Below are 25,172 nucleotides of genomic sequence, written 5' to 3' on the forward strand. Positions count from 1 at the left end.
AAAAATAATTGGCGGGAAAATTTATCCTATTTGTTACAAAAATATTATCAAGAAGGTAATCGTATCTCAGTCCAATTTAGATCGGAGATCATACGTGATGAATTGAATGAGTTTTTATGGATGTTTAAAGAAGACAGCTTTCTTCCTCATGGTGTAGATGTAGGAGATGAAGGGGTATTTTCTTGTTTACAGCCGGTTTTGCTAACAGTAAACTCTTCTAATGTTAATGCATCTACTGTAAGATTTTTTGTTGATAAAGCACATTTCGATATAGAATATTTAGATCTTTATCAGAAATTGGTTTTTGTAATGTGCTCTGATGATGACGAAAGTATTAAATGGGGACGTTTAAATTGGGTTAATCTTAAAAAAAGAGGGTATAAACTAGATTTTTATGATTATTGATTTGCTATAAAAAATTGTATTTAGAACAGTAAATACAACTGTAATGTATTTTACCTATCTAAATTTTGAGGATATTATTGTAAAACTTGTAATAGTGTTATCAGAATGATTAATCAAAGATAGCAGATATTTAGAATAGGATTAATATGGCTATAGAAAAAACTTTTTCAATTATCAAACCGGATGCTGTAAGGCGTAATTTAGTAGGATCTATTATTAAAGATTTAGAAAATAATGGATTGCGTATAGTTGCTGCTAAGTTTTGTTGGATGAATAAAAAACAAGCAGAATCATTCTACATAGTTCATAAGGATCGCCCTTTTTTCTTTGAATTAGTACAAATTATGACTTCGGGACCAGTTTTTTTGCAAGTTCTTGAGGGAGAACTGGCTATTTCTAAAAACCGTGATATTATGGGAGACACTGATCCTAAAAAAGCATTGAAAGGTACTATTAGAAATAAGTATGGTATTTCAATAGGAGAGAATTCCATTCATGGTTCTGATTCTTCGAAAAATGCGTTAGAGGAAATATCTTATTGGTTCTCTAAAAATGAAATTTTTGAATAGATTTTTTTCTTTTTACTTTTTATATACTAGTCAAATATTCTCATGTTAGATTTATAGCAATTTGGAGTAATTTTATAAAATAATTTCCTATATAAATTATTTACAATAGGTTAATCAATTTTTTTTGACTTAATAGTCAGTAGTATATTATTATATATTACGGCAAATATATTTTGTTATTTTAATATACATACGTATACTACTTTATTATTATAGATTATTTTCTATATTTCTTCGGATTAATATTTTATATTTTATTATACTAATAATTTATAAGATATGCTGTTCTTTAATTTATCTGTATAAATCTAAAATAATTTTTTTGTATTAATATTGAATTTATTTACCATAACATTAAAACGTCTCTATCCTTTTTAAAGTGTTTGTTTTATAGTCCAAGTAAGATAATTATATAAAATATATATTTTAAAGAAGATGTTGTGGAATAGTTTATGGTTTTTTGTGAAAATTTTATTTTTCATTTTAAAAGGTTAAAAAAGTCTTATACAGGAGGCTTTCTTATAATAACGGCATTGATTTTTCCTATTATATTCATATTAATTGGTATGCTAATTGATATAGCTCGTTGGTTGCATTGTAATAGTGCTTTAAAACAAGCTGCTAATTCGGCTATTTTTGCTTCTTCGGTTCCATTGGCCGATGCTGTAAGTAAAAAGAATTTTTTGAGTACTGATAATTCTTTTAAGTTATTGAAGGAGAATATAAAGGGATATTTATTACGGCATTTTAAAGAGAATTTAAAGCATGATTTCACAGAAGAAGAAATTGAAGGTATTATTAAAAATACGATAGTAAGTATTAAAAAGAATATTATCAAATCTTCTTATAGTATTATTCTTTCTTCGAGTTATAATTTTTCATTAAACCCTTTTCTATTTTATGTAAGTCCTATTAATTTAAGACAATGGTTAGTTAATGCTATTTCTGAAGGAGAGACGATTTCAACACGCGATATGCCAAGAGAGGGATTGTCACTTCAATTTATCGTTGATAGATCATCCTCAATGAACAGTTATAGCCTTTCTAATGGTAGAATTGCAAACTGCTTTAGTACTCCAATATATTCCTATGATCATCAAGATATACCGGAATCATTACTTAATAAATTTGGTGTTTTTTCAAAAGATGAAAGTTTAACTGACTCTGATCGTGTTATGTCTTGTGATAGTTCATTATATAAACTCATTTATAAAAATGATAATTCAGTTGTAAAAAAGAAGCTTGTTGATATCGCAGAGTATTCAGTGCAGAAGAGATATCTTGTACGTGATGCATTATCTAGTATTATAGATACTATTACTAAATTAGATGATCATGAAAATAAAGTAAGGATGTCATCAATTTTTTTTGATTATAATAATATAATTAGTAAATTTGATTGGGGTGTAGATTCTTTCAAAAAAAGTATAGTTAATAATTTTAATATTGATTACAACAGTGGGACTAATATATATAATGCTATTAAAAGTGCACGTGATTTAATACTTGATTCACAAGAAGATCATTTACATGAAAGTAAAAATAATATTAATGTTAGAAAGTATATTATACTTTTAACAGATGGGGCAAATTCGTTTAATAATGATAATGAGGTAATTGAAGTTTGTAATGACATTAAATCACACGGTGTAAAAATAATGACAATCGCCTTTTCAGTTCCAGATTCACAACAGTCAAGAGCAAATAATTTGTTACGACAATGTGCGAGTCCTCATAGTTTTTTTAAAGCAGATGATTCTGCTATGTTAAATTCAGTTTTTCGTGACCGTATAGGAAAAGATATATTTAAAAGAATTATCAAGCTCAAAAGGTAAATAATTGTTTTTGAATATAAGAAAGATTAGGATAGTAATTTATTATTAGAACTCGTAATTTAACGATAAGACATTCCTCCATCTTCTGCTAGTAAAATAGCAGAGAAAAGTTATACGAAATCCATGAGCATATTTCTCAATTCCAGCTTTTCGTTCTTTTAATCCAAATATTGTATTGGTGATGTTTTAAAAATGTCTTAGTTGATAAAAGATCCCTTTCTGCATTCATCTTTTTTAAATAAAATATAACCAAGGGTATTCTAGGCTTTTGGTTAGCAGATATAATAACTATAGAAAAGAAAGAAAAGTATAAAAAATGAATAACTTTATAAGTTTTTTTGAGTAATATACCTCCTTTTATTCAAGAAAGTATAACTTCTATGTTTGGTTTGTAAAAAGCATATCTAAGAAGATACGGAGTTAGAATTGATACGATACAGCAAATTTATTTTATATAAAAGAATCGTATCCGTATAAAGAATCATATCCCTCACCAACCACGGCTTGCAACCATACCGGATAACTTAGTACTCTAAACCACGCCCTGATACTATAGCCCTTGATTAGGCACTGGTAGAATGGATAATATTGTTTCAATATAAAAGTATTTACCATCGTATAGAAGAAACGATACATTCATTTTCTAAGCCCCAATGCTTGAGATCGTCCCAGTCGCTTGTGCATCCACTTTTATTGTGGTAGCTTTTCGGTTCTACCTGTGAAGAAAATACTTACTATATACATCTCTTATAAGCCAAATTCCTACTCCAACTGAAATTTCTTCTCTTAGTAATTAATTTTTCCCTATGCCTATAGAAACTATAGGATAGTAAGTGTTCTTAAATACCCGATTAGGTAAAACAACTACTTCAGGTATATCTGAAGTCTTTTTCGAATTTAGAACTATTAGTCCCTAATTTGTCATCAGCATTAGAGATATTTGGGCTCCCATCCCGTTAAATACAAAGAAAATAATACTGATGAATACTATATATTTCACATTTTCTCCTTCTTCTAATAAATATATAAAAATAAATACTAGGTTGAATTTTCTACTATTACTCAACTATTTAAGTCAAGTAACGAAGGGCATTTGATTATTAATTAGTTAAAAAGAAGTAGAAATTTATGAACAAATAGGTGCGGAATTACTATAGGAAAAACCGATCAGAATCAACACCCTCTTAAAACAGGGGAATGTGCATCTAATTATTTTATTTTAATGGAAAATAATCATTTATTATAGAATATCTAAAAAATTTGATACGTTGGAATATATAAGAATTAGCATAACTATAGTTTTAGAAAATTATAACTTTTTTTGAATATTTCAACGTTCCAACATTTTTATATTATAAAAATGATATTTTACATTATAATATCGTTTTAAATATATTTTGTTAAATCACTCGATAATATACTATTATTTATTAGCTGATTTATATCTAAAATTTATTTCTCTACTTGCTTGCAATAACTGTCAACACGGCATTACCAATAAAATTTATCACTGATAGTCATTCTAACATAAACCTATCTACTTCTAATATCAATGTTACCACGGCAATTGGAAAGATAGAACTAATACTATATTACGGTAGATCCTGATATAGATTAAAAAATCGGTTTTATATAAACTATTTTATGGAAATCATTTAATCCCTATAGATTTACGAAATAATGTTTGATCTAATTTATTTTCCCACTTGCTTACAACAACTGTCATCACTGCATTACCAATAAAATTTGTTACTGATCGGCATTCTGACATAAATCTATCAACTCCTAATATCAATGTTACTCCGGCAATTGGTAACGATGGAACTAAAGCTATAGTTGCTGCTAGAGTTATAAATGCAGATCCTGTTACTCCAGCAGCTCCTTTTGACGATATCATTGCTATTAAGAGTATGGCAATCTGATCTTCTAAATTAATATGAATATTAGTAGCCTGTGCTATGAATAGTATTGCTAATGTTAAATAGATATTACTGCCATCTAGATTAAAAGAATATCCTGTAGGGACGACCATACTAACTATTGAACGATTACAACCAGCTTCTTCCATTTTTTTCATTAATCCGGGAAGAGCAGATTCTGACGAAGAAGTACTTAACACCAAAAGAATTTCTTCTTTTAAGAAGGATATCAGTTTGATCACGGAAAAATTACAAAATCTTGCTAATAATCCTAATATTACAAGAATAAAAAAAGCTGATGTTGCATACAAACAAGTTACTAAAAAAACAAGATTATGAAGTGAGGATAGACCATATTTTCCTATCGTGAAGGACATAGCTCCAAAAGCTCCTAAAGGAGCACTTTTCATAATAATAGAGACCATTTTAAAAATAGGAAAGCTAATCTCTTCAAGACATTTTTTGATAGTATTTGATCTTTCACCAACTAGAGAGAGGGAAATTCCGAAAAGCACAGCAACAGTCAATGTTTGCAATATATTCCCAGAAGTCAAAGCACTCATGGCTGTGTTAGGAATCATATCTTTTACAAAATCAACAAAACTTTTTGATTCAGATTGTTTTATATGAGCTATACTTTCTGTGTGTAGTAATTTTAAGTCTACATTCATTCCGACGCCAGGCTTGGCTATATTACCAACGATTAAACCAATAATCAGTGCTAACATTGAAAATATAAAGAATAGAACTAAAGATTTCCAGAATATCCTTCTTATTACTTTCATGTCTTGCATGCGTGCTATTCCTGTGGAAACAGTAATGAATATCACTGGTGTTATAAGCATTCTCGTTATTTTTATAAATATATCACCCAATAATTGCATCTGAATTCCTATTTGCGGAGCGAAGTGACCAAGCACTATGCCAGCGGAAATCGCAATAATTACTTGAACGTATAGAATCTTATATAGGGGACGTCTATTATCTCCGTGAATTTCAATTGTTTCCTTCATGATCATTCTCTCAAAATTTTTCATTATAAGGTTTATAAATATTCTCAGAGCTAATTCATACATATATCTATTCAAAAAATCTATATAATTTTTTTATATCTTCAATGTATTGTTTTAACATAACCGAGATTGTTTATTTGATCTTAAATAATTTATTATGATAAAAAAATATTCATTTATGTAAGAGACCATCTCAACATATATCTTTTTAAAAGTAATTTTTGTTAAAATTTATCACCTTTCAAATATTTTTGGCCAATTTTTCATAATTGGTCGGATTATTTCTTGTGCAATAGTAGTTCGTTCTGCTGTAAAAATAATTTCAGCAGGGAATCCATTTCGTAGTTCTATATTACTATTGAAGTAAGCAGGATCATTAATTTTTAAAATAACTTCATAATAATTTTGTGTTTGTAAATCACTGTTATTATGTGAGATAATGGGGCTTATCTTTTCTATAATTGCTTTGAATCTTTTTTCTTGAATATTGGTATAATATGGAAAACGTACAACAGCTATATGATCTTTTTTGATGTTTTGAATTTGTTTAGGTGTAACTTTTGCTCTTACGAATGTTAGCTTACTTTGAGGAACTATTTTCATCAATAGTTGTGATTGCTGTGCATAGTTACTATAAGAAAAGCTTTTATTATATACAATAGTTCCAGTAATTGGAGATAGGATTGTTTGTTGCTCTATTTTTTTTCTAAGAACATCAAGTTTTGATATTTCATCTGTTAAAGTATGTTGATTTTGTTCTAAATCACGAGAAATATCCTTTATATAAGTAGCAAATTCTAAATTAGCTTCATCATTTAATTCATTGATATGACGCAAAGCATTTTCTTGAGCATTGGAATTCTCAGTTGATTCAATTAAGCTTTTATACAAGATTCTTTCTTGTTGATTCAAATCATTTTTGCTGACAGAATTATGTTTAAAAAGCTCTTGCATAATTGTTAAATCTTTTTGATGAGATAATAAGATCGAACTTAATAAAGATCCTTTGTTTTTTAGATCGAGATAATTCAAATAAATGTTTTTTATACGTGTTAGTTTCAGCTTTAATGACTTGAATACATTTGATGTTTCATAATTGAAAGATTTATAACAAGTAGAAGGGTAATCCCTTAAGAAATATAGTAGTTGTTCGTCTCTTGTTTCAAAAGATTTTTCAAGAGTATTGTATTTTTTATGTAGAAAGTTCAGTGCATCTCTTGAAGTATCTACTCGGCATTGCAAGTCATCAATAAACACTTTTTTCAAATTAATTAGATTTGTAATTTCAGTATCTTCGAACGTTAGAAGAGGTTTTCCTTGCATGATATGTTCGCCATCTTTTACTTGAAATTTTTTGATTATACCAGAAAAAGGAGATTTAATTTCAACTACATCGTCATCATTTAAAATCTCTCCAGAAGAGGAAACATTTATTTCTATAGGAAATATAAAAGACCATGTGAGCAGTGCAATACTTCCAATAGTAGACAATATGGTAATTTTTTCGAGAGAAGTAAAATTAATTTTTTTAGAGCTTTTCCAAATAAAATTATTCATCTTAAATTTTTATATTACTATGAGAAGGTGTTGATAATTTGTAAATATCTTGTGTCGGTCCAAAAAGAAAACCTTGTTTAGGATGGAATATAAATAAAAAATCTGATATGCTGATTGTCTTTGGATCGTTTGAGATCATAACAATTGTTTTTTTGTTTTCGTTGAATTTTTTAAGTAGTATATGTAAATTGTTCTTCGCAATATTATCTAGGTGATTTAGTGGATCATCCATAAAAATGATTTTAGGATCATTAGCTATGATTCGTGATAAACGAATTTTTTGTATAAGGTTATATGATATTTCATTATCAACATAAGTGGTTTGATACCCATTTTTAAGGGATAAAATATCTTCGTGACACCCTATTGTTTTTGCTGCTTTTTTTGCAATATTTAATGAATCTTTATCGTGAGATAAGGTAATATTTTCTACAATACTTATTGGGAATAAATGACATTTTTGTGAGAGATAACTAACTTGTGGAAAGAAATTTTCAATGAAATTATTGGAGATTTTTTCTTCTCCTAATGATATGATTCCTTTTTCCAATTTACGTAAACCTATCATGCAAAGTAATAGATTGCTTTTTCCGCATCCACTCGGCCCAGCAATTACACAATGTTTTCCTTCTGGAATAGTGAATGATAAATTGTGGCAAATAAGATGAGAATTTCTTTTATCGCTTAGTGTTATGTCTTTTGCAGTTATATTGCTATTTGGTATTTTCATTCTTATTAACTTTTGAGAATTAGATGAATTGAGAATAGTATTAAAATCATTCAAACTTACGAGATATTTGAAAGATTCAAATCCAATTTTCAGATATTTTTTTGAATTTATTATTTGTTCTAAAGGTGCCATTGCTCGGGCAGTAATAATAGAAGTAGCTATAATAGAACCAGCTGATAGGTTTTGATCAATAACCAGCCAAGCTCCTATTCCTAGAATTGAGGATTGTAAAGTCATTCGTAGTGTTTTTATTAAAGATATTCCGAAACAGTGCTTATTTGCGATTAGTAATAGATTATCTTGCAAAATAGCACGTTTTTTATTCCAGCATGTTAATAAAAAATCACGTGTATAAGGGGTATACATATATTCATAATTATACATTACCGCTTTTCCAAAATTTATCTCATCGTGTTGGTGTTTTTTAGATCTTTGTTCCAATTTTTCATTTTTAGCTTGAAATATAAATGCTATAGCAAGGATTAGTATACCGCTTATGATTGCCCACGATCCTAATATTGGATGTATGAAAAAACTTAATATAATAAATATTGGGGTGAATATTATGTCAAATAAAGCAGGTAAAACGGGTGATTTAATAAATTGCTTGAGTCGATCTATAGATGAGACGACGGAGATAATAGATGTGTAATTTATATCATATTTTTTGGTTAATGTTATAATATAAGGTTGAAAAAATTGTTCTATTAATTTTGAAGATTCTATTAATAGTTTTGAACGTATTAAATCGAAGAAAAAAAACAGTGAATAAAGAAAGATTGTTATTACGCTTAAAGCGATCAGGTTAGTTTTGCTGTGCGAACCGATGACGCTATCGTATATGTGCATCATATATAGAGGATTAGTTAAATAAAGTATATTTATGAAAAAACTTGGCAATATAGCAGTAAAAAAAAGCGAATAATATATTTTACTAAAATTCAAAAAATATTTTGAATAGTACATGAAAAATCCTCTTTCATATAATTATATATTTTATAACTAAATGTATTAAATTATTATTTAGTCTTTAGGCTAATTAAATATAAGTAAAAATAATCTATATTTATATCATAATTACTTTTTACTTGATAACATAATTTTTATAATTTTAATTGATAGTCAAATTTATTTCGTTTAAGAATATTGCTATTATAAATGAAATTTTTATTTTGAAATATTTATTTAAAATTAATAGGGATGTAAAAATGAATAATATAAAACCTATTTATACAACGGAAGAAGTAGCAAATCATTTATTACGTAATCAATATTGGTCTGATTATTTTACAAATTATCATCCTGATGTGCTGATATCTCATAGATTGTCTTTTAATACAACCCAATTAAATTCTAATGCACGAGATGTTGTTCTTTGGGCGTTGGGTGAATGGTCTAAGGTTGTAGATATTACTTTTGAAGAAACTACTTCAGATGATTCTTTTATTAAATTTATCAGTTCCGATTATGGATATATTTGTAATCCTCGTTATAATAACTATATTCACTTTATGGAAATTAATCTTGATCAACAAGATGTACTTAAATATGGATCAGATAAAGGTACTATTTTATCGCATAATGCTCTTCATGAAATTGGACATGCATTAGGATTAGTCCATGCAGGTTCATATAATGGAGGTTATCCAGTCTATGGAAAAGATAATGATTATGAAAATGATTCTTTTTTATCTACAGTTATGTCATATTTTAGTCAGGATGAAAACATTACGACAGATGCCTCTTTTGGTTATTGTGCTACTCCAATGGTTGCTGATATTGTTGCCGTTCAAAAAATATATGGTGCGCCTCAAGAATCATTGAAAAATGATATTTATAAAATTGATGTTAAACAGGGTTATTATCCTTTCATACAAACAATTTATGATTCAGGTGGTAATGATTTATTAGATTTAAGATTAGTTGAAGGCGTTGAAAACTATATTAATATTAATGTGGAATCTTGGTCTAGTATTGGTGGATACAAGAAAAATATGACTATTGCGCAAAATACTACTATAGAATCAGTTATTGGTAGTAATGGTAATGATGTGATCATTGGCAATAGTTCTGATAATTCTATGTTTCAATCTAATGGGAATGATTTTTTCGATGGTTCAAAAGGATTGGATTCAGTTTTCTATTATTCCCCAAGTGACGTTTATAAAATTTATCGTTTTGACAATAAAATTATTGTTTATGATGAGCATAATGATAAAAAAGATTTTCTTCTAGATGTTGAAGTATTGCATTTTACTGATCGTGAAATTGATTCAATTGGTATACAAAATAGGTCTATTTTAGATTATATTGCTTCTCATGAAGATCTCTTACAATATATAGGAAGTGATCTTGATGCATCACTAAAACATTTTTATGATTTTGGTTTGTCAGAAGGAAGAAATATTACATTTGATCCATATTTATATATTGGAAGTTATGATGATTTACGTGAGGCATTTGGTTCTGATAGGGATTCTGCATCTCGACATTATATTGAATATGGATTTAAAGAAGGTCGTATTCCTTATGCTTTTAAGTCCTTGGAATATATTGCTTCCTATAAAGATTTGATAGATGCTTATGCTAATACAACAACAGATCTTGTTCAGGCTGGTAAGGATCATTTTTCTAACTTTGGCTGTAAAGAAGGTCGTTTTGTTACATTTGATCCATATTTATATGTTGGAAGTTATGATGATCTACGTGAGGCATGTGGTTCTGATAGGGATTCTGCATCTCGACATTATATTGAATATGGATTTAAAGAAGGTCGTATTCCTGATGCTTTTAAGTCCTTGGAATATATTGCTTCCTATAAAGATTTGATAGATGCTTATGCTAATACAACAACAGATCTTGTTCAGGCTGGTAAGGATCATTTTTCTAACTTTGGCTGTAAAGAAGGTCGTTTTATTACTTTTGATTCAGATTTATATCTTAAAAGTTATGATGATCTGCGTGATGCATTTGGTTCTGATAGGGATTCTGCCACTCAACACTATATTAAGTATGGATTTAAAGAAGGTCGTGTTTTAGGATTATCCAGTATCCATACTAAAATTGATTTATCCGAAAAATCACAGTTGAAAAACGTTTTGTATGAAGATTTTTTAGGAGATGAAAACTATTTTGATATATCATTAAATCCTATTCAAAATGTTTTTAATGATTTTATCTCTATGGTAGATAATTTGATTGTATAGTAATATTTTTTTTTAAACAAAGATTATTTTCGTTTGCAAATGCTAGAGATTACGCATGATTTGCATTGTGGTTTGCGAGCTTTGCAGACGTATCTTCCATGTAGAACAAGCCAGTAGTGTGCATTGTATTTATGCTTTAATGGAATAATACGCAATAAAGATTGTTCAACTTTATTAGGAGTTTTCCCAGGTGCTAGTCCAATTCTATTGGCAATGCGGAATATATGAGTATCTACTCCGATAGTAGGTATTCCAAAGGCCATAGAGAGAATAACATTAGCTCCTTTTCTTCCTATTCCTGGTAATCTCATTAACTCTTCTATTGTTTGGGGTATCTTGTTATTAAATTCATTAATTAATATATGAGATAAAGATATTATATTTTCTGCTTTTTTTCGATATATACCGATAGTTTTTATATAATTTTGGAGATTTTTTTCTCCTACTGCAAGCATTTTTTTAGGTGTATCGGCTATTTCAAATAGATTTTTTGTTGCTTTGTTTACATTAACATCTGTAGATTGTGCTGATAATAATACTGCTATAATTAGTGTAAAGTGATTTACATAATATAATTCTCCTTTAGGGGAAGGCCATCTCAAGGAAAAAAGATAAAAAATACGTTCTAATTCTTCTGCATTATACAAACATCCTAAGGATTTATGCTCTTGATAAAAGTCGATTTTTTTTGATAAAACCATTATGATCCTCATCTATATAGTATTAACAAATAAAAAACTACCTAACGATCACTATAGTCAAAGAATATCAATAAATATTTTTAAAAAATTATATGTATACATGGAATAAGATGATACTTATGTTTCTAGATTTTATCTTTTAATTTTCCTTGGATCTAGGAAGCATGAAAGCGGGCATATTGCCTCTGAATCCTATGGAATTTATGTCATTTTCCGTGTCATTCATCTCTAATTCGGGAGTTATACCAAGTTCTTTTGATTTGGCATACGGCTTCTCGGAAGAAGATGTTTTTTTCTTTTTTCGATTTGCTTCATTTAATTTTTTTTTGGGAGTAGATAATATAGATAAATCTCCATTAAGCCACTTTACTTTTTTATCTATGAGATTTTCAATATCATTAATATATTTCTCATCCTTTTCAGTTGCTAGTGTAAATGCCTTTCCATGGCGTCCTGCACGTCCTGTACGTCCGATTCTATGAATATAATTTTCAGCTCTATTAGGAACATCAAAATTAAATACATGTCCGACATCAGGTATGTCTAAGCCACGAGATGCTAGATCAGAAGCAACCATTAGCTGGATTGATCCTTCTTTAAAATTTTCTAATATTTTCATGCGCGATCTTTGATCCATGTTTCCATGAATAGCACAAACTGAAAATCCTTTTTTCCCTAATGAATCGCAAAGATTTGCAATATCCTTTTTTTGATTACAAAAAATTATTGCATTTTTTATTGAATCTTGTGATTGTACTAATTCCTGTAAAATATCTAATTTTTTAGAATATTGAGCATAAGTTGCAACAAAATAGTGCTCTATAGTTTCAGCTGTTGAAGAAGGTGTGTTAACTTCAATATGTTTAGGATTTTGTAAAAAGTTTTCAGATACTTTTTGTAATTCTGACGTCATTGTTGCTGAAAATAAAAGTGTCTGACGGGTAAATGGTATTAGATTTTTGATATCCTGAATATGGGGTATGAAACCCATATCTAGCATCCTATCTGCTTCATCAATTACGAGGATTTCAATATTGTTCATCAACAATTTCCCTCTATTAAAATGATCAAGTATTCTGCCAGGAGTACATATCAATACATCCGCACCTCTTTCTAATTTTTTATTTTGAGTATCAAAAGGGATACCTCCAATTAGAAGGGCAACATTTAAATTATAATTTTTCCCATACTTTTTAAAGCTATCTGCAACTTGCGCAGCAAGTTCTCTTGTAGGTTCTAATATCAAAGTACGAGGCATACGAGCACGAGCTCTGCCTTTTTCAAGGATAGTCAACATGGGTAACACAAAAGATGCTGTCTTACCTGTTCCAGTTTGCGCTATGCCACATACATCGTGTCTTTGAAGAACTAAAGGAATAGTTTGAACCTGTATAGGAGTAGGCTCAACATATCCTGCATCTAAAACAGCACAAACAACTTTTTGGCTTAGACCAAGATCAGTAAAATTCATAAAATAGCTCTATAAAAACCACAAAAAAGCCTAAATTTTCCTAGAAAAGTTAACACATATTATCTTGAAAAAAATAAACATGCAATACTTGTTATCATAATCTTGATAAAAGAAGAATACATATAAATAATTCTAATTTATTGCTACCTTTATAATATAGAAAAATCTATCAAATATGTTATTTTCCAACATAAATTTTTATTATTTAATCATTTCAATATTGATTGTTTTTTTGCAAGTAGGGTTTATCTTCAAGGAAGTTGAGAGGATTCATTTCTATTGCATTTTTTCTAACTTCAAAATGGAATTTATGTTTTTTTGTATTTTCGTTTATTCCGGAACTTCCAATATTATCCCCGCGAGATACTTTTTGTCCTTTTTTAACATAAGGTATGTTAACATTGCTGTAGACAGTTACTATTGAATTATCGTGACGGATTAAAATAATATTTCCTAATTCCACAAGATCATTTCCTACATAAGTAATAATTCCATCTTCTGCAGCTTTTATTGATGTATTAGGATCGACTATAATATCAATTCCATTATTATTTCTTTTAAAATTAATTGTATCTCCTGTAACTGGCCATAAATATTTTCTAGTTTTTGATTGTATATAGTTTTTTTTATTTTTCACTCTGATAGTACGAATATTATTAGTGTTTTTCTTTTTGTTTGGATCTCGGTTGATTTTTCCTAAAGGATAAATTTTTTTCTTAAATTTATCTTCTATGCAACTATTGGATTCAAAATTATTTAGTAAGGGAATTTTTGTTTTTAAATTAATTCTATCAACAAGTAATTTTTCTTTTAAAATAGCAATGTGGTCAATTATTTTATTTATATCATTTTTCGGATAAGATCGTTTGTTTGGTAGAGGAATATTAATAATATGTAATTCTTTATTTTTCTTGGTTTGTCTTATCTTTTTATGATTTATAATACCGACAGATGGAATCAAATTATTTTCTATATTTGCATCACAATCTATTGGAGGTAATATACAAGTAATTATAGTTATTAAAATTTTATTTGTTTGAGATGGAAAATAAATAAATAATCTATCTATGTATAATAATCTCTTAATACTTATTCCTCTTGAATTGTAATAATTACATATTATAGTTTTGCATTTAATTAGGAATACAGTAATTGATATCATTCAAAATATCCCTATCCTAAATTATCAATTTCTTTATTTAGAAGAAAATTTATAAGGGGGTAAAAACAATTTTTTTATATTTCAAAATAATTTTGATACTTTATTAATAACCTCAAGAAATATTGCTAAACTGTATAATCTATCTTTGCTAAATATTATTATATCAAGAGATAAAAAATATATTTTTATTATGCATATTACTTTTCCAAAGATAGTGACATAAGATCTTGTGAACTATAGTCTGTAAGATCTGTTTTGATGGGAGTTACTGAAATCATATTGTGTTCTATGGCGAAAGCGTCAGATTTTTTGCATAGATCTTTTGTATGCTCCCTAAATTCTAAGCAATAATTAGTTATATTACCATCTTTAGATACTTGTTTTGCATCAATTACAAAGCATGGTTTTTCTTGCGACGTGACTAATGTTTTTTCTACCTCTTTTGGAGAGCAGCGGGGGAAATTTATATTAAATACAGTGGTATTTGAAACCTTAGTGTTTAGTAATTGTCGTATAATATTTGGTGCATAAATTTTAGATACTTCCCAAGGAATCATATTTTCATAGGTATAGGCTTGGCTTAATGCGAATGAACGAATGCCTTGTAAACTTCCTTCAAATGCAGCTGCTAATGTGCCAGAATATGCTACATGATTAGACGTATTAGTCCCGATATTTACTCCTGATAATATTAAATCTGGTTTTTTATTATTCATTTTTTGAAGGGCTACAATAACGCAATCAACTGGTGTACCATGAACCGCAAATCTTTGATTACTAATTTTGCGACATGCTATACTTCTAGACATTGTTAAGGAATTGGCTAAACAGCTTTGATCCATTTCAGGAGCACATATCCAAATATCATCTGATATGCTTCTAGCTATATTCTCTAAAACTATTAGTCCTTCTGATTTTATTCCATCGTCATTTGTCAATAATATTCTCATTATTTACTCCAAAATATATTATTTATTTATTTATTCTTTCTAAATTATTCATATAAGGTTGCAAAACAGATGGAATAGTAACTGAATCATCTTCGTTAAGGTAGTTTTCTAAAATTGCAATAAGACAACGACCTACTGCTACTCCCGAACCATTAAGTGTATGCGGAAATTTTAAAGATTTATTATTTATATCACGGTATCTGGAATTCATTCGTCTTGATTGAAAATTTCTACAATTAGAACAAGAAGAAATTTCGCGGTAAATGTTTTGTCCAGGCAACCATACTTCTATATCATAAGTTTTGCAGGAACTGAAACCAAGATCTCCAGAACATAATGATACTACTCGATAATGTAGATCTAATCTTTTTAGAATTTCTTCTGCGCAAGATAACATACGTTCATGTTCTTGATGGGAATCTTCTTCTTTAGTTATAGATACTAATTCGCATTTCCAAAACTGATGTTGTCTTAACATGCCTCTAGTATCTCTACCAGCAGATCCTGCTTCTGATCTAAAAGAAGGTGATAATGCCGTAAAACGTAAAGGTAGAATTTCAGATTCTATTATTTCATGTGAATAGAGATTAGTTAGACTTACTTCTGAAGTTGGAATAAGCCACTTGCCATTGGTTGTACAAAACATTTCATCTGCAAATTTTGGAAGTTGTCCCGTACCATACATTGCTTCATCACGTACTAATAAAGGTGCAGATACTTCAGTATAATTGTGCTCTAAAGTATGTACATCTAGCATAAATTGACCTAATGCTCTTTCTAAACGAGCAAGATGGCTGGTTAATACACAAAATCTTGATCCTGATAATTTAGAAGCGCGATCAAAATCCATCAAGCCTAGTGCTTCGCCAATTTCAAAATGTTCTTTTGAAAATAATTTTGTCTTGCTTGGTTTTTTCCCTACAGAACGTATCAAGACATTTTCATTTGAACTTATCCCGATAGGAACATCTTCTGAAGGAATATTAGGAATACATGAAATAATTTTTTTTAGTGAAGAATACACCTCAACTTCTTCTTTTTCTAGTAAAGGGAGGTGTTCTTTAATAGTTGATGCTTCATTTTTAATATTATCAGCAAGTAATAGATTCCCTTGCGCTATAGCTTGTCCAATTTTTGTGGAAAAAGAATTACGAAGTGCCCTCATTTCTTCAATTTTTTTGATTAGAGTGCGATGTTGTATATCTAGGGATAAAATGCAATTGGACTTAGGATCGAGATTACGTTTTTTCAAAGCCATATCAAGATCTTCTGGATTTTGGCGAATCCATTGTATGTCTATCATTATATTTTCCTATAATTCGACAACAAAATAGTCAACTATCTGATAGTTTAAGAGTATCAGCGTATAATTGTGCTTTTTCCTATTTTATACCAGAGTTACTCTCTAATACAGTTAATAGAGAAGGTGATTAAAGAAGGCAACAGTTATTTTCGAAATATCATAATCATATTTTAAAATTTCAACAAATACTGAAGTGTCTTCTGCGAAAAAATATAATCCTATATATTGAAGTAAACTTGTATTTTATAGTAATTATTAAATTATACTATACTTAGTTACTATCCTGGATGGTATTATATCGAAAAGAAGGGGAGATAATATTTTTCTTGATTTTATATTATATGATCTTTTGTATTGTTCTTTTTTTGTATATTTCGTTTTTTACTTTTTACTTTTTGAGCGTTACGATTAAAAAATTTTGTATTTTTTTCAGGATAGATAGCAGAAAAAGCCTTAGATATATTAATACGCAAATATCTAATTATATTGCACATTAAAGACAATAAATAATCGAAGTTCATTGCAAATATTATACAAAGCAACGCAATAATTAATATATCAAACCAATTTAAATGCAACATGAAGTAAATTCCATTTCTAAGATCATTATAAAAACAATTTATCATACTTCATCAAGTTCATCTATATATAATAATTTAGCGTTTATATATAATATATCAGTTTATTTTTTCATAATTAGATATAATAGGTAGATCTTCTTAGTGTGTTTTTGAATATTTCAATATTATTATTCCTCGAAAAAATATTGATTTTCTTTTCTGATTTACGAATTTTTTATTACTAGCAATTTTATTCTTTGGGAATAAGGGGGCGGTATATTTTACGAGCTCTATCTTCGAACGCTTTTGCAAAATACAAAAAAGAACTATGAAATACCTTTTTTAGCATTATATCAAATAGACTATTTTTGAGTTCATATTTTATAGAGAAATGTACTTTGCACTTATTCTCGCAAATTTCTTCAAAGATCCAATGATTTTCTAAGAAATTAAATATGTTTTTAATATGATTAACTGTTATTATATTTTCAATTTGATTAATTCGTACCCGTGTCAAAAATTTTTTTTGTATTCCTGCATAACTTACTTGCATGCTTGCAATTATTATCTCATCATTTCCTTCCTTTGAACGATCATGTATAATAATTTCTTTACAAAGAGGTACAAATTCAGGATATTTCTCTATATCTTTTACTAAGTTAAGCATTTGTTTGGAGCTATGATTCAAGATACGATCATCTTTAAAATAATGCATAATATTAATTAATCATCCTTTACAATTTTATTTTATAGGATTGAATCCTTAAATTTTTATACATTTTATTTTGATCTATTGTTTATGATAAGTATTTTTTACGAGATTCTTTCAAACGTAAGAAATCATCGCCTGCGTGATAAGAAGAGCGAGTAAGGGGACTAGAAGAAACCATTAAAAAACCTTTACTATATGCAATAGTCGCATAAGATTTAAAGTCTTGTGGAGTTATAAAAGCCTCTACTTTATGATGTTTTCGTGTTGGTTGTAGATATTGTCCCATAGTTAAAAAATCGACATCAGCAGTACGCAAATCATCCATTAATTGCAATACTTCATTCCTTGTTTCTCCTAATCCCAACATGATACCAGATTTAGTAAAAATAAGAGGATTTAATTCTTTGACGCGTTGTAATAATCTTAATGAATGAAAGTAGCGAGCGCCAGGACGAACCGTTAGATAATTTGATGATACTGTTTCAAGGTTATGATTAAAAACATCAGGCTTCGCTGCAACAACTGTTTCTAAAGCATGGGGTTTACGTAAAAAATCAGGTGTAAGAACTTCAATAGTTGTAGAAGGGGAGGATTTTCTAATAGCAAGAATAACTTTTGCAAAGTGTTGTGCTCCGCCATCTTCTAGATCGTCACGATCTACTGATGTAATAACAACGTGAGATAGTTTCATGGATTTTACAGCCCAAGATATATTTTGTGGCTCTTTAGAATCTAACTCTTGTGGTTTTCCCGTTGCAACATTGCAAAATGCGCATGATCTCGTGCATATTGATCCCATAATCATGAAAGTAGCATGATTTTTATTCCAACATTCTCCGATGTTAGGACATCCTGCTTCTTCGCAAACTGTAGTGATGTTACGAGATTTCAGTATTTTATAAGTTTCTTGATATCCAGGTGATGGTATTGGCGCACGTACACGAATCCAATCAGGTTTCTGTATTTTTTCTGTGTCGGGTTTGTGTGTTTTTTCAGGATGTCGAGATCGTTCTTTGTTTGGAATAAGATTTAAGGCATGTTTCCTTTTATTGATTGTATCAAAAACTGTGACCATGAATTTTCCAATAAATTTAGTATAACACTAAGGTTTTTAAGATGTATAAAAAACAAATGATTTACCTTTATGATAAAAGTACTTGTTTTGTTTTAGTATAAACATCATAATAACCCATTTTTAAAAAATAAGATAAGAATTAAACTTCTTCCTTGAGTTTGATAGAAAACGAATTACATAAACATTAATTACAAAACCTAAACAAAATATGTTATTTTATGTTTGCAAAATATTTTCCTAAAAAATCAATATTATAGATCTTATTTTTAAGAATGAATGGCACGTTCGTAAGCATCTAAAATACTTTCTTTCATTGTTTCTGAGAGTGTAGGATGAGGAAATACAGTATGCATCAATTCTTCTTCAGTAGATTCTAGATTCATTGCAATAGAAAAACCTTGAATCAGTTCGGTTACTTCTGCTCCAACCATATGAACTCCTAATACTTCTCCTGTTTTATTGTCAAAAATAGTCTTTACTATTCCAGAATCTTCTCCAAGTGTGATAGCCTTGCCATTAGCAGAAAAACTATGCTTACCAACACGGATATCTAAACCTTGTTCTCTTGCCTTTTCTTCGGTAAGGCCAATGGATGCTACTTGAGGATTACAATAGGTACATCCAGGTATTTTCCTTTTATTGAGTGGAGAAACTGCTTTTATCCCAGCAATTTTTTCTACACATATTATTCCTTCATGTTCCGCTTTATGAGCTAACATTGGGGATCCAGCTACATCACCAATTGCATATATACCGTGAATGTTAGTGCATCCATAGTCATCTACAATAATGCACCCGTTTTTAGTTTTAACTCCTAATTTCTCCAGACCAATGTTTTCTATGTTACCTTGTACGCCAGCTGACAATAAAAGTCGTTCTGCTTGCATGGAAGAAATTGATCCATCTTTTTTCTCTATTTGTACAAATACTGTATTTCCTTTTGTTTCTACGCTGGAAATTTTTGATTCAGTAATTATATCTATTCCTTTCTTTTGAAGAGATTGTTGTACAAAATGAGAAATATCTAAATCTTCTGCAGGGAGAATCCGGTTTTTAACTTCTATAATAGAAACCTCTACACCTAAAGAGTTGTAAAAAGAAGAAAATTCTACTCCAATAGCTCCTGAACCCATGACAATAAGAGATTTTGGAGTTTTAGATGGTTTCAATGCATCAAAATAAGTCCAGATTGAGTTTCCATCAGGATCTATTCCTTCTATATGTCGTGGACGAGCTCCTGTTGCTATGATAATATGTTTTGCTTTATAAGTTCCTTCTCCCAAAACTTTTTTAGGTATAGGATGTTGTGGTTGAATTATTGGTTGAGAAGGATTAGAAACAATAATTTCAGATGGAGTGTTTAAAGCTGCTTTTCCCCAAATAATATCAATTTTATTTTTATGCATTAAAAATTCTACGCCGCGATTTAATTTATGCGATACATCACGAGAACGTTTTACAATATCTTTGATATTGGGTTTTGCTTGTCCTTCTATACTTAAACCATAATGTTTTGCATTTTTAATATTATCAAGAATTTCAGCAGATCGTAAAAGGGATTTAGTAGGAATACAGCCCCAGTTTAAGCAAATACCTCCTAATCCTGAATATTCAACAATTGCGACTTTAAATCCAAGTTGTGCTGCGCGTATGGCGGCAACATATCCACCAGGTCCTGAGCCGATTAAAATTACATCGTATAAGTTTGATACCGATTCTTCCATTTGAAGGATCCTTTTATTTGATACAAGAACAGTATATTCATATTTAAAGATTATAATAAGGAAAAGTGTCTACATTAACATCCAGACTGGATTTTCTATGTATTCTTTAAATTTAGATAATAATTTTGATGCAATAGCTCCATCGATCGAGCGATGATCAGCTGATATAGTAGCGTTCATCATAGTCGCTACCTTAGTTTCTCCATTTTGGAAAACAACTTGCTTTTCTCCAGCTCCTATAGCAAGGATTGTCGATTGAGGTGGATTTATCACAGCACAAAAATTACTTATACCTAACATACCCATATTAGATACAGAAGTTGTTCCACCTTGATATTCTTCTGGTTTAAGTTTACGTTGTTTAGCTCGTTGGATGAGTTCTTTAACTTCAATAGAAATACTGACTATATTTTTTTGATCTACCTTACGAACAATAGGGGTAACAATTCCTCCTGGAATACTAACTGCGATGCTTATATCAACATTCTTATGATAAATTAATGCATTTTCTGTCCAAGACACATTGGCTTCTGGCACTTTTATCATTGCTAGTGCAAAAGCCTTTAAAATTACATCATTTACAGAAACTTTGTTAGATTGTATTACTGTATTAATTTGTTCTCTTAATGAGAGAAGATTGTCGATATTACAATCAATAGATACATAAAAATGAGGGATCGTTTGTTTTGATTGTTGGAGACGGTAAGCAATAGTTTTGCGCATGTTGTCATGCGGGACAATATCATAGGAACCTTCAACAAATAGTTTTATAATCTCATCATCAATATTTCCATTAACTTGTTTAAAAGATTGTGTTATTGGAGAAGATTTAATGTTTTCTTTCTTTAAAATGATAGCTTCTATATCATTTTTAACTATTCGTCCATGTGGACCAGACCCGGATAATGATAACAAATCGATCCCGTGCTCTTTTGCAAGTCGACGTGCAAGAGGTGAAGAAATGAGACGACCTTTACTTCTTCCCTTGTTTTCTTCTAAAGGAATAGTCAAATTAGTATCAGAAGATTCTTTTTTCTTCTCAACAAGGTTTTCTTTAGCAATAGTTGAATGAGTAATTTCTTCAGATTCCATTAAAATATTTAATAGAGGGCTATTTACTTTAACGTTTTCAGTGCCTTCTAAAACTAATATTTCATGCACTAATCCTTCCTCTATAGACTCAAATTCCATTATTGCTTTGTCTGTTTCAATTTCGCAGAGTATGTCTCCTGGAGATATTTTATCTCCTTTTTTTATCATCCATTTTTTTAATGTACCTGTTTTCATAGTTGGAGATAGTGAAGGCATAGTTATTGTATGTATCATAATTATTCTCTTGCCTTTCTTTTATAACAAACAGATTCAACAGATTCGATGATTTCTTCTACATTAGGAAGAGCAAGTTTTTCAAGATTTGCAGCATATGGCATTGGGACATCTTTACCCGCGATTGTTAGAACAGGTGCATCAAGATAGTCAAAAATTTTTCTTTGTACTTGATTAGCAATTTCAGATCCAACTGATGATTGTGGATATCCTTCTTCAACAGTTACAAGTCTTCCTGTTTTTTTTACTGATTCAAATATTGTTTTCCAATCTATTGGGCGGATAGTACGAAGATCAATTAATTCTACATCTATTCCTATTTTTTCTAATTCAATTACTGCTTTAACTGCATAAGTCATTCCTATTCCAAAAGAAACAATAGTAGCGTCTTTCCCCTGGCGATGAACACGTGCCTTGCCGATTGGAATTATAAGATCATCTACCATAGGAACTTCGAAACTACTTCCATAAAGAATCTCATTTTCTAAAAAAATAACAGGATTAGGGTCTCGGATAGCGGCTTTTAGAAGACCTTTAGCATCAGATGCTGTATATGGCATGATAACTTTTAATCCAGGAATATGGCTATACCATGCTGCATAACACTGAGAATGTTGTGCTGCAACTCGTGCTGCAGCTCCATTTGGGCCACGAAATACGATAGAAGTGCTAATTTGACCACCAGACATATATCGAGTTTTCGCTGCAGAATTTATAATTTGATCAATTGCTTGCATTGCAAAATTAAAAGTCATAAACTCCACAATTGGTTTTAATCCTGCAAAACTTGCACCAATTCCAATACCTGCAAAACCGTGTTCAGTAATAGGGGTATCTATTACTCTTTCATATCCAAATTCTTTGAGAAGTCCTTGGGTTACCTTATAAGCTCCTTGGTATTCTGCTACTTCTTCTCCCATTATGAAAACATTTTCATCTCTACGCATTTCTTCTGCTATAGCATCACGCAATGCTTCTCTTACAGTCATAGAAGATGTTGGAACATTCGAAAATAAAGATTCTTCAATGTTTTTTGGTGATTTTTGATTGTCAACTTCATCTTCTTTTTCATTAGACATATGTATTGTATTTTCTGATATTGTAGATTTGACATAATTTTTATCTTCTAATACAATTTTTTCGATGTATGAAGAAGTTTCTTCTTCTTGAAGAATAGCAGCAATAGGAGTATTTACTTTTACATTTTGTGAACCATTAGGATAGAATATCTTCCCAAGAACACCTTCATCTATAGATTCAACTTCCATAATTGCTTTGTCGGTTTCCACCTCACAAAGGATATCTCCTTGTTTGACAGCATCTCCTTCATTTTTTTTCCATTTTGCTATATTGCCTTCTGTCATCGTAGGAGAAAGAGAAGGCATTGTTATTAAAATCGGCATTTACTATTTACTCCTGATCAAATTGTAATATCTGAATAAAGTTCTTTGGGATCAGGTTCTTTATCAGATTGAGCAAATTCTACACTATCACTTATAATTTTACGTACCTTAATTTCTATTGATTTTATATCTTCCTCATTAGCCCATTTGTTTTTTAGTAATCGATCACGTGCTTGTTCAATTGGATCATGTTTTCCTCGAATTTCATTTACTTCATCACGAGTACGGTAGTTTGCTGGATCAGACATAGAATGTCCTCTATAACGATATGTTAGCATTTCTACTATAATTGGACCCTTGTTATTTCTACAATATGCAACTGATTTGTCCATTATTTCTTTAACAGCTCGTACATCCATTCCGTCAACTTGTATCCCTGGAATGTTAAATGATATTCCCCTTCTTGAAAAATTAGTCTGTGCAGATGATCGAGCTACAGAAGTTCCCATGGCATATTGATTGTTTTCAATTACATAAATTACATTTAAATTCCAAAGAGCAGCTATATTAAAGCTTTCGTATACTTGCCCTTGATTTGCAGCACCATCTCCAAAACAAACAACACATACTTTATCAGATTTACGATATTTGTTTGCGAATGCTATTCCTGTTCCAAGAGATACTTGAGCTCCTACTATACCATGTCCTCCATAAAATCCATGTTCAGTAGAAAACATGTGCATGGAACCACCTTTTCCTTTTGATATACCGCCTCGTCTACCAGTTAATTCTGCCATTATTGTCGATGCGTTTACTCCGCAAGAAAGTATATGTCCATGATCCCGATATGCGGTAATCATTTGATCTCCTTCTGCAAGAGACATTTTCATCCCGACGATAACGGCTTCTTGCCCAATGCAAAGGTGGCAAAATCCTCCTATCAGTCCCATACCATATAATTGCCCTGATTTTTCTTCAAATCGACGAATTAACAACATTGATTGATATGCTGATAATTCTTCCTTTTTATCAAATTCAAGGACTTTAATTCCTTTAAAAAAAGGAATATCTATACAATCTGCTGTAGAATTTTTCTTATCTTTAGCAGACGAAGATGGATTAAGAGCCATTTTTATATCTCCAACATCACGTCTTTTTTATTGCACATACGTCAATCTTAACATTGATAATGTTCAAACTATTATTTATTACACAGTCAATAATCAAACACTTTTTTACAAGCAATAAACTTGCATTTAAAAATTAGAATAGAATAAAATAATTTCATCCCCGCGAGATAAATTAAGATTATAACGCGCTTTTTCATCCAAGAGATCTTTTTCCAAAGATCCATCTCTCATCAATTTGACCTTAAATTCTAGTTTATAGCGAGCTTCTTGTAAATTAGTAAGAAACTCTTTCCGTTCAACGAGAGATTTTTTTAATACTTTAGTAGCCTTCAAACCATAGTCACCTATTATAGCATGATTAATAAAATAAATTATAAAACAAAAAGAAGTAACTAGAAAAATTACTCTAGCAAGTTTATTTTTTTTATAATATCTGGTCCACATATTTATAAATTTTTATCATGTTAAAGTAATTTTATTA

General features: G+C 29.7%; 19 protein-coding genes. 4 read left to right on the forward strand and 15 right to left on the reverse strand.

Going from position 1 to position 25,172, the window contains the following annotated elements:
• The first annotated feature begins 30 nt into the window (after nt 1-30).
• The 3 genes from GY664_RS00130 (at nt 31) to GY664_RS00140 (ending at nt 2,809) form a co-directional block, all read left to right on the forward strand.
• Nucleotides 31-405, forward strand: a complete 375-nt coding sequence (locus GY664_RS00130; protein ID WP_333947437.1) for a DNA polymerase III subunit chi — start codon at nt 31-33, stop codon at nt 403-405.
• A 146-nt stretch (nt 406-551) separates the two neighbouring features.
• On the forward strand, nt 552-974 hold the full coding sequence (ndk, locus tag GY664_RS00135) for a nucleoside-diphosphate kinase (RefSeq protein WP_333947438.1): 423 nt from the start codon (nt 552-554) through the stop codon (nt 972-974).
• Nucleotides 975-1,426: 452 nt separating this feature from the next.
• A complete protein-coding gene (locus tag GY664_RS00140; RefSeq protein WP_333947439.1) occupies nt 1,427-2,809 on the forward strand; it encodes a VWA domain-containing protein in 1,383 nt (460 codons plus the stop codon).
• A 1,651-nt stretch (nt 2,810-4,460) separates the two neighbouring features.
• On the opposite strand, the gene dctA is transcribed toward GY664_RS00140, so the two are convergent.
• The 3 genes from dctA to GY664_RS00155 all read right to left on the reverse strand — a co-directional run bounded on the left by dctA (nt 4,461) and on the right by GY664_RS00155 (nt 8,880).
• Nucleotides 4,461-5,741, reverse strand: coding sequence for a C4-dicarboxylate transporter DctA (gene dctA, locus GY664_RS00145; RefSeq protein WP_333947440.1), 1,281 nt, complete (start codon nt 5,739-5,741; stop codon nt 4,461-4,463).
• Between the two features lie 234 nt (nt 5,742-5,975).
• Nucleotides 5,976-7,298 (reverse strand): HlyD family secretion protein, encoded by a 1,323-nt coding sequence (locus GY664_RS00150; protein ID WP_333947441.1) that lies wholly within the window; start codon nt 7,296-7,298, stop codon nt 5,976-5,978.
• A 1-nt stretch (nt 7,299) separates the two neighbouring features.
• Nucleotides 7,300-8,880: an ATP-binding cassette domain-containing protein gene (locus tag GY664_RS00155; protein ID WP_333947442.1), complete on the reverse strand. Its 1,581-nt coding sequence runs from the start codon at nt 8,878-8,880 to the stop codon at nt 7,300-7,302.
• Nucleotides 8,881-9,236: 356 nt separating this feature from the next.
• Between GY664_RS00155 and GY664_RS00160 the strand changes: the two genes are divergently transcribed.
• Nucleotides 9,237-11,234 (forward strand): M10 family metallopeptidase C-terminal domain-containing protein, encoded by a 1,998-nt coding sequence (locus tag GY664_RS00160; RefSeq protein ID WP_333947443.1) that lies wholly within the window; start codon nt 9,237-9,239, stop codon nt 11,232-11,234.
• Nucleotides 11,235-11,257: 23 nt separating this feature from the next.
• Here GY664_RS00160 and nth read toward each other — a convergent pair whose 3' ends face one another.
• The 12 genes from nth to GY664_RS00220 form a co-directional block, all read right to left on the reverse strand.
• Nucleotides 11,258-11,935, reverse strand: a complete 678-nt coding sequence (nth, locus tag GY664_RS00165) for an endonuclease III (protein ID WP_333947444.1) — start codon at nt 11,933-11,935, stop codon at nt 11,258-11,260.
• A 139-nt stretch (nt 11,936-12,074) separates the two neighbouring features.
• On the reverse strand, nt 12,075-13,406 hold the full coding sequence (locus GY664_RS00170) for a DEAD/DEAH box helicase (protein ID WP_333947445.1): 1,332 nt from the start codon (nt 13,404-13,406) through the stop codon (nt 12,075-12,077).
• Nucleotides 13,407-13,620: 214 nt separating this feature from the next.
• Entirely contained in the window at nt 13,621-14,568 is a 948-nt protein-coding gene (locus tag GY664_RS00175; protein ID WP_333947446.1) for a murein hydrolase activator EnvC family protein, read from the reverse strand.
• 197 nt (nt 14,569-14,765) lie between these two features.
• Nucleotides 14,766-15,518: a 5'/3'-nucleotidase SurE gene (gene surE, locus GY664_RS00180; RefSeq protein WP_333947447.1), complete on the reverse strand. Its 753-nt coding sequence runs from the start codon at nt 15,516-15,518 to the stop codon at nt 14,766-14,768.
• A gap of 22 nt (nt 15,519-15,540) precedes the next feature.
• Nucleotides 15,541-16,821 (reverse strand): serine--tRNA ligase, encoded by a 1,281-nt coding sequence (serS, locus tag GY664_RS00185; RefSeq protein WP_333947448.1) that lies wholly within the window; start codon nt 16,819-16,821, stop codon nt 15,541-15,543.
• 810 nt (nt 16,822-17,631) lie between these two features.
• On the reverse strand, nt 17,632-18,096 hold the full coding sequence (locus GY664_RS00190; RefSeq protein ID WP_333947449.1) for a type II toxin-antitoxin system RatA family toxin: 465 nt from the start codon (nt 18,094-18,096) through the stop codon (nt 17,632-17,634).
• Nucleotides 18,097-18,178: 82 nt separating this feature from the next.
• Complete coding sequence (gene lipA / locus GY664_RS00195; RefSeq protein WP_333947450.1) at nt 18,179-19,168, reverse strand: lipoyl synthase; 990 nt, start codon at nt 19,166-19,168, stop codon at nt 18,179-18,181.
• Between the two features lie 266 nt (nt 19,169-19,434).
• Nucleotides 19,435-20,892, reverse strand: coding sequence for a dihydrolipoyl dehydrogenase (gene lpdA, locus GY664_RS00200; protein ID WP_333947451.1), 1,458 nt, complete (start codon nt 20,890-20,892; stop codon nt 19,435-19,437).
• A 69-nt stretch (nt 20,893-20,961) separates the two neighbouring features.
• Nucleotides 20,962-22,218, reverse strand: a complete 1,257-nt coding sequence (locus tag GY664_RS00205) for a pyruvate dehydrogenase complex dihydrolipoamide acetyltransferase (protein WP_333947452.1) — start codon at nt 22,216-22,218, stop codon at nt 20,962-20,964.
• A gap of 2 nt (nt 22,219-22,220) precedes the next feature.
• A complete protein-coding gene (locus GY664_RS00210) occupies nt 22,221-23,621 on the reverse strand; it encodes a pyruvate dehydrogenase complex E1 component subunit beta (protein WP_333947453.1) in 1,401 nt (466 codons plus the stop codon).
• A gap of 17 nt (nt 23,622-23,638) precedes the next feature.
• Nucleotides 23,639-24,691, reverse strand: a complete 1,053-nt coding sequence (gene pdhA, locus GY664_RS00215; RefSeq protein WP_333947454.1) for a pyruvate dehydrogenase (acetyl-transferring) E1 component subunit alpha — start codon at nt 24,689-24,691, stop codon at nt 23,639-23,641.
• A gap of 126 nt (nt 24,692-24,817) precedes the next feature.
• A complete protein-coding gene (locus GY664_RS00220) occupies nt 24,818-25,135 on the reverse strand; it encodes an FtsB family cell division protein (RefSeq protein ID WP_333947455.1) in 318 nt (105 codons plus the stop codon).
• Nucleotides 25,136-25,172: the final 37 nt, after the last annotated feature.

This window comes from Candidatus Liberibacter brunswickensis (genome assembly GCF_036858155.1).
GTDB classification, from domain to species: Bacteria; Pseudomonadota; Alphaproteobacteria; order Rhizobiales; family Rhizobiaceae; genus Liberibacter; species Liberibacter brunswickensis.

Coding starts and splice junctions, on each gene's coding strand:
- dctA (WP_333947440.1), bottom strand. CDS start 5,741: ATGAAGGAAACAATTGAAATTCACGGAGATAATAGACGTCCCCTATAT.
- GY664_RS00190 (WP_333947449.1), bottom strand. CDS start 18,096: ATGCATTATTTTAAAGATGATCGTATCTTGAATCATAGCTCCAAACAA.
- GY664_RS00205 (WP_333947452.1), bottom strand. CDS start 22,218: ATGATACATACAATAACTATGCCTTCACTATCTCCAACTATGAAAACA.
- serS (WP_333947448.1), bottom strand. CDS start 16,821: ATGATAGACATACAATGGATTCGCCAAAATCCAGAAGATCTTGATATG.
- GY664_RS00170 (WP_333947445.1), bottom strand. CDS start 13,406: ATGAATTTTACTGATCTTGGTCTAAGCCAAAAAGTTGTTTGTGCTGTT.
- GY664_RS00220 (WP_333947455.1), bottom strand. CDS start 25,135: ATGTGGACCAGATATTATAAAAAAAATAAACTTGCTAGAGTAATTTTT.
- GY664_RS00155 (WP_333947442.1), bottom strand. CDS start 8,880: ATGATGCACATATACGATAGCGTCATCGGTTCGCACAGCAAAACTAAC.
- ndk (WP_333947438.1), top strand. CDS start 552: ATGGCTATAGAAAAAACTTTTTCAATTATCAAACCGGATGCTGTAAGG.
- lipA (WP_333947450.1), bottom strand. CDS start 19,168: ATGGTCACAGTTTTTGATACAATCAATAAAAGGAAACATGCCTTAAAT.
- GY664_RS00175 (WP_333947446.1), bottom strand. CDS start 14,568: ATGATATCAATTACTGTATTCCTAATTAAATGCAAAACTATAATATGT.
- GY664_RS00210 (WP_333947453.1), bottom strand. CDS start 23,621: ATGCCGATTTTAATAACAATGCCTTCTCTTTCTCCTACGATGACAGAA.
- GY664_RS00160 (WP_333947443.1), top strand. CDS start 9,237: ATGAATAATATAAAACCTATTTATACAACGGAAGAAGTAGCAAATCAT.
- surE (WP_333947447.1), bottom strand. CDS start 15,518: ATGAGAATATTATTGACAAATGACGATGGAATAAAATCAGAAGGACTA.
- nth (WP_333947444.1), bottom strand. CDS start 11,935: ATGGTTTTATCAAAAAAAATCGACTTTTATCAAGAGCATAAATCCTTA.
- lpdA (WP_333947451.1), bottom strand. CDS start 20,892: ATGGAAGAATCGGTATCAAACTTATACGATGTAATTTTAATCGGCTCA.
- GY664_RS00150 (WP_333947441.1), bottom strand. CDS start 7,298: ATGAATAATTTTATTTGGAAAAGCTCTAAAAAAATTAATTTTACTTCT.
- pdhA (WP_333947454.1), bottom strand. CDS start 24,691: ATGGCTCTTAATCCATCTTCGTCTGCTAAAGATAAGAAAAATTCTACA.
- GY664_RS00140 (WP_333947439.1), top strand. CDS start 1,427: ATGGTTTTTTGTGAAAATTTTATTTTTCATTTTAAAAGGTTAAAAAAG.